Here is a 6,973-nt window from a genome sequence, read left to right as displayed (position 1 = left end):
CACGACCGCATTGCCTTCGCCTCCAACCCGGCGTTCGACGCCAGTACCATGGACGTCTGGGGCGCGTTGCTCAATGGCGGGCAAGTGGTGGTGATCGACCATGAAACCTTGCTGGAACCTGCGCAGTTTGCCCAGGTGCTGGAGGATTCGGGCGTCACGGTGCTGTTCGTGACCACGGCGATCTTCAACCAGTATGTGCAGCTCATTCCCCAGGCCATTGGCCGCTTGCGCATCCTGTTGTGTGGCGGTGAGCGGGCCGATGTGGCGTCGTTCCGGCGTTTGCTGGACCTGGCGCCGAGTTTGCGCCTGGTGCACTGCTACGGCCCGACCGAAACAACCACCTACGCCACCACCCTTGAGGTGAAGGCCGTGGCTGGGGATGCCGAATGCGTGCCCATTGGCGGGCCGATCTCCAACACCCAGGTCTATGTGCTCGATGCACGTCAGCAACTGGCACCGCTGGGTGTCGTCGGCGAGATGTACATCGGTGGTAAGGGCGTGGCGAAAGGGTATCTGAACCGGCCGGACCTGACGGCGGAGAAATTCATCGCCGACCCGTTCAGCCATGAACCTGACGCGTTGCTGTACCGCACCGGCGACCTCGGCCGCTGGTTGCCGGACGGCAGCCTGGAGTGCCTGGGGCGTAACGACGACCAGGTGAAGATCCGTGGTTTGCGCATCGAGCTGGGCGAGATCGAAGCCAAACTGGTGGCCTGCGACGGCGTGAAGGACGTCGTGGTGCTGATGCGCAGCGACGAGTCGGGCGAGAAACGCCTGGTGGCCTATGTCATTGCCCTGCCGCAGGTCACGCTGACCGCGGCCGGGTTGCGCGAGCAATTGTCGGCGACCCTGACCGACTACATGGTGCCTGCCGCCTTCGTGCTGCTGCCGGCATTCCCGTTGACCCTCAACGGCAAGGTGGACCGCAAGGCCCTGCCGGCGCCGCATGCCGAGGCTTACGCCAGTCAGGCCTATGAGGCGCCGCAGGGCGAGATCGAACACGTCTTGGCCAGTATGTGGGCCGAGTTGCTGAAAGTGGAGCGGGTCGGTCGCCACGACAATTTCTTCGAACTGGGTGGGCATTCGCTGCTGGCGGTGACGCTGATCGAACGCATGCGCCAGGCCGGCTTGAGCGCCGACGTGCGCGTGCTGTTCAGCCAACCGACCCTGGCGGCACTGGCCGCGGCGATTGGCAGCGGCAGGGAAGTCAGTGTTCCGGCGAACCTGATTCCCCTGGGTTGCGAACGCATCACCCCCGAACTGTTGCCATTGGTCGAGCTGTCCCAGGACGCCATCGACCGACTCGTCGCCACCGTGCCGGGTGGGGCGCGCAACGTGCAGGACATCTACCCGCTGGCGCCGTTGCAGGAAGGCATCCTTTATCACCACTTGGCCGCCGAACAAGGCGACCCCTACGTGTTGCAGTCACAGTTTGCCTTCGACAACCGTGAACGCCTCGACGCGTTCATCGGGGCGCTGCAAGTGGTGATCGATCGCCACGATATCTTGCGCACCAGTGTGGTCTGGGAAGGGCTGGATGAGCCGGTGCAAGTGGTCTGGCGCCAGGTGGTGCTGGAACCGCAATGCATCACTCCCGACACCACGGCGGGAGACATTGCCACGCAACTGGCCAACCGTTTCGATGCACGCCACTATCGCCTGGACTTGGGCCAGGCACCCTTGTTACACCTGGCCTATGCGCGGGACGAGGCCCAGGATCGCTGGGTGGCGATCCTGTTGTTCCATCACATGGCGCTGGACCACACGGCCCTGGACGTGATGCAGCATGAAATGCAACTGCACTTGTTGGGCCAGGACGAGCAGTTGGGCGAAGCGATGCCTTACCGCAACTACGTGGCCCAGGCTCGCCTGGGCACGAGCGAACAGGAGCACGAAACGTTTTTCCGCGAGATGCTCGGCGATATCGACGCGCCGACGCTGCCATTCGGCCTGGCCCAGGTCCAGGGTGACGGGCACGGCATCGAAGAAGTGAAGACGTTTGTCGATGACGCCCTGAGCCTGCGCCTGCGGACTCAAGCCCGGCAACTTGGCGTGAGTGCCGCCAGCCTGGTCCATCTGGCCTGGGCCCAGGTCCTGGCCGTGGCGTCGGGCCAGGAGAACGTGGTGTTTGGCACGGTCCTGTTGGGCCGGATGCAAAGCGGCGATGGGGCCGACCGAGCCCTGGGGATGTTCATCAATACCTTGCCGATCTGCGTGCCCGTGGATGGGCAAAGTGTGCGTGATGCGGTGAAGACGACGCATGCGCGCCTGACCGGGTTGCTGGGGCATGAGCATGCTTCCCTGGCTTTGGCCCAACGCTGCAGTGGCGTGGCCTCGCCAGCGCCGCTGTTCAGTGCGCTGCTGAACTTGCGCCACAGTTCGCTGCAGGTGACCGATGAGGTCATGTCGGCCTGGAGCGGCATGCAAATGTTGTCCAGCGAGGAGCGCACCAACTATCCGTTGACGCTAAACGTCGATGACCTGGGCGAAGGCTTCAGCCTGACGGCGCAGGTCGAGTCCCGGATTGGTGCGCAACGCATCTGTGACTATATGCAGGTGGCCCTGCAGAGCCTGGTCGACACGCTGGAGCACGCGCCGCAAACGCCGGTGCGCAACCTCGCGGTGTTGCCGGCGGCCGAACGCCAGCAACTGCTGGGAACCTGGAATTCGCCAGAAGCGACGTATGCCCATGACGCGTTGATCCATCGCCAGTTCGAGGCCCAGGTCGCAACGCAACCCGACACGGTGGCGGTGCTGTTCGAGCATCAGACACTGACCTACGGCGAACTCAATGCCCAAGCCAACCAAGTCGCCCATCGCCTACTGTCGCTGGGCATTTGCCCGGATGACCGGGTCGCGATCTGTGTCGAACGCGGCCTGGACATGATCGTCGGCTTGTTGGGCATCTTGAAGTCGGGCGCCGGCTACGTACCGCTGGATCCGGCTTCCCCGGCAGAACGCATCGCCTATATGCTGGATGACAGTTCCCCCGTGGCGATCGTGGTGCATGCCGCCACCCAGGCGCTGCTGGCCGAAGAGTCCGTACGGGTGATCGAGCTCGATAGCCCGGCGTTGCGCAGCCAGTCCACCGCTAACCCGCACGTACCGGGCCTGACGTCGTCGCAGTTGGCGTATGTGATCTACACCTCCGGTTCCACCGGGTTGCCCAAGGGCGTGATGGTCGAACACCGCAACGTCGCGCGTCTGTTCTCGGCGACCCAGCCCTGGTTCGAGTTCGGCCAGCAAGACGTCTGGGCGCTGTTCCATTCCTTCGCTTTCGATTTCTCGGTTTGGGAACTCTGGGGCGCATTGATCCATGGCAGCCGCTTGCTGGTGGTGCCGCAACTGGTCAGTCGTTCGCCGCAAGACTGCTACGCGCTGCTGTGCGAGGCCGGTGTGACCGTGCTGAACCAGACGCCAAGCGCTTTCCGGCAACTGATCGTGGCCCAGGGGGAGAGCGACCTGCGGCACAGCCTGCGCCAGGTGATCTTTGGCGGTGAAGCGCTGGAAACCGGGATGCTCAAGCCCTGGTATGCCCGTGTAGGCAACGCTGGGACGCAGTTGGTGAACATGTACGGCATTACCGAAACGACGGTGCATGTGACGTATCGTCCACTCGAAGCGGCCGACGCGCAGTTGACTGGCGTCAGCCCGATTGGCAAGCGCATTCCCGACCTGCAACTTTATGTGCTCGACGCCCGGCGCGAGCCGGTGCCGGTGGGCGTGGTGGGTGAGATGTACGTGGGCGGGGCGGGCGTGGCACGGGGTTACCTGAACCGGCCCGAGTTGACCCAGGAACGCTTTATCGACGACACCTTTAGCGGCTGTGAAGGGGCGCGCCTGTACCGGACCGGCGACCTCGGCCGTTGGCTGGCGGACGGCAGCATCGAGTACCTGGGCCGCAACGACGATCAGGTGAAGATCCGCGGCTTCCGTATCGAGCTGGGTGAGATCGAAGCGACCTTGACGGCCTGCGAGGGTATCAGCGAGGCGCTGGTGATTGCCCGTGAAGACGCGCCGGGCGACAAGCGCCTGGTGGGCTATGTGATTGCCGCAGACGGCGCCCGACCGTCAGCCGCTGAGCTGCGTACACAATTGTTGGCGTCGCTGGCGGACTACATGGTACCGAGTGCGTTCGTGGTCCTCGAGGCGTTCCCGTTGACCACCAACGGCAAGCTCGACCGCAAGGCCTTGCCGGTGCCGGATCAGTCAGCGGTGGCGGCCCGCGAATACGAAGCGCCGCTAGGCGAGACCGAGGCGGTCATCGCCGCGATCTGGCAAGACCTGCTGGACCTTGAGCGGATCGGCCGTTACGACAACTTCTTCGAGCTGGGCGGCCATTCGTTGCTGGCGGTGAAGTTGATCGAGCGCATGCGCCAGATCGACCTGGCGGCGGACGTTCGCGTGTTGTTCGGCCAGCCGACGCTGGCGGCCTTGGCTGCCGCGGTGGGCGGGCACACGGAAGTTGCGGTACCGGGCAACGCCATCCCGGACGGTTGCACGCGGATCACCCCGGACATGTTGCCCCTGGCTGATCTGGACCAGGACGCCATCGACCGGATCGTGGCCACGGTGCCGGGTGGCGTGGGCAATGTGCAGGACATCTACGCCCTGGCGCCGTTGCAGGAGGGGATCCTGTATCACCACATCGCCGCGGCTCAGGGCGATCCCTACCTGCAATACGTGATGTTTGCGTTCGACAGCTTCGCCCACGTGGACCATTTCACCCAAGCGCTGCAAGCGGTCATCTGCCGGCACGATATCCTGCGCACCGGCGTGCTCTGGGAAGGCCTGGCCGAGCCCATGCAGGTGGTTTGGCGCGAGGTGCGGCTGGTGGTCGAGGCGGTTGAGCTGGATCCAGCAGCCGGGGAGGTTGCCGTGCAGCTGCATCAGCGTTTCGACCCTCGGCACTATCGCCTGGACATTCGCCAGGCGCCGCTGATGCGGGTCGCTTATGCGCAAGATCCGGCCAACCAGCGCTGGGTGGGCATGCTGTTGTTCCATCACCTGGTGGACGACGCCACGTCGCTGGCCGTGCTGTCCGCGGAAATCGAGGCGCATATGCTCGGCCAGGCACAACACCTGCCAGCATCGGTGCCGTACCGCAACTACGTGGCCCAGGCGCGGTTGGGCGTGGGCCGCGAAGCCCATGAACGGTTTTTCTGCGACATGCTCGGTGATGTCGACGAGCCGACGTTGCCGTTCGATTTGCAGGATGTACAAGGCGACGGCAGCGGCATTGAAGAAGTGCGCCAGGATGTCGAGACCGACCTCAGCCGTCGGCTGCGGGTCCAGGCCCGTCAGCTCGGGGTGAGCGCGGCAAGCCTGTATCACCTGGTCTGGGCCCAGGTCTTGGGCACGGTGTCGGGTCGCGACGACGTGGTGTTTGGCACCGTGTTGGTGGGACGGATGCAGGGTGGCGAGGGGGCCGATCGGGCACTGGGGATGTTCATCAATACGCTGCCGTTGCGGGTGAATTTGGGGCAAACCGGTGTCCGTGCCGGGGTGAAAGCGACCCATGCCCGCCTGACCGCCTTGCTCGGCCATGAGCATGCCTCGCTGGTGCTGGCGCAACGTTGCAGCGGTGTGGAGGCGCCGACGCCGTTGTTCAGTGCCTTGCTCAACTATCGCCACACCGGCGCCGCCGCTTCCGCCGACGCCTTGTCGGCTTGGGACGGTATCCAGGTGCTGGGCGGTGAAGAGCGGACCAACTACCCGCTGACGTTGTCGGTGGATGACCAGGGCGAGGGGTTCAGCTTCACCGTCATGACCCCGGCGCGCATCGGTGCCCAGCGGCTGTGCGGGTATGTACGGCAGGCGCTGGAAGGCCTGGTCCGGATGCTTGAGCAGACGCCAGAGGCGCCGTTGCACCAACTCTCGATCCTGCCGCCGAGCGAGCGCCTGGAACTGTTGGCCGAGTTCAATACCGGTGGTGTCGATGAGCCCCAGGAGCAGACCGTTCTCGGGCTGTTCGAAGCCCAGACCCAACGCACGCCAGACAGCGTGGCCGTCCTGCATGGCGAGCACGCGTTGAGCTATCGGCAGCTGGATGCGCGCGCCAACCAGTTGGCTCATTACCTGCGCAAGCAGGGCGTACAACCGGACTCGCGCGTGGCGATCTGTGTCCAGCGCAGCGCCGAGATGGTGATTGGGCTGCTGGCGATTCTCAAGGCGGGCGGTGGTTACGTGCCCTTGGATCCGGCTTATCCTGCCGAGCGGATTGCCTACATGCTGGCCGACAGCGAGCCGGCTGCGGTGCTGGCCCAGGCTGCGACCCGCGGGCTCTTGTCGCAGGTCCAGGTGCCATTGATCGACCTGGACGCCGGCCCGTGGCAAGACGAGCCGGAGCATACCCCGCAGGTCACCGGCCTGACGCCGGCCCACCTGGCCTACGTGATCTACACCTCCGGTTCCACCGGCTTGCCCAAAGGCGTGATGGTCGAACATCGCGGCCTGCGCAACTTGCTGGACTGGTACCTCGAGGACCTGGCCTTCGACGCCGGCGACGCGGTGCTGCTGGCGTCCTCCTACAACTTCGACCTGACCCAGAAGAACATCCTCGCGCCGCTGATGGTCGGGGCCACGCTGCACCTGGCCGCCGAACCGTTCAACCCCGGCGCCATCGTCGCCCAGGTCGCCGAGGCCGGGATCAGCCACCTCAATATGTCCCCCAGCGCCTTCCACGCGCTGGTGGACGCCGACCATCAGCAAGGCCTTACCTGCCTGAAACGCGTGGTGCTGGGGGGCGAGCCGATCCAGGTCGCCATGCTGGAAAAACTCGCCCAGCCACGGCCAACGGTGATCAACAGCTACGGGCCGACCGAGTGCAGCGACGTGGTTGCCTGGTACACCGCCGACAGTGACCTTGAGACCTACCGGCACCAGTCGATCCCCATTGGCCGGCCGATTCGCAACATGCAATTGCATGTGCTGGACACTCACGGGCAATTGCTGCCAGTGGGCGTGCCCGGGG

The 6,973-nt window shown here is 64.9% G+C and carries 1 protein-coding gene; it reads left to right on the top strand.

Annotated elements, in window-relative coordinates; all coding sequences use genetic code 11:
* Positions 1 to 6,973 (top strand): amino acid adenylation domain-containing protein (locus AACY42_RS27630; RefSeq protein ID WP_339483660.1); only part of this gene is annotated, 6,973 nt, incomplete at both ends.

This window comes from Pseudomonas sp. RL_5y_Pfl2_73 (assembly GCF_963970515.1).
Classification (GTDB): domain Bacteria; phylum Pseudomonadota; class Gammaproteobacteria; order Pseudomonadales; family Pseudomonadaceae; genus Aquipseudomonas.
This window is presented reverse-complemented; position numbering and strand designations above follow the sequence as displayed.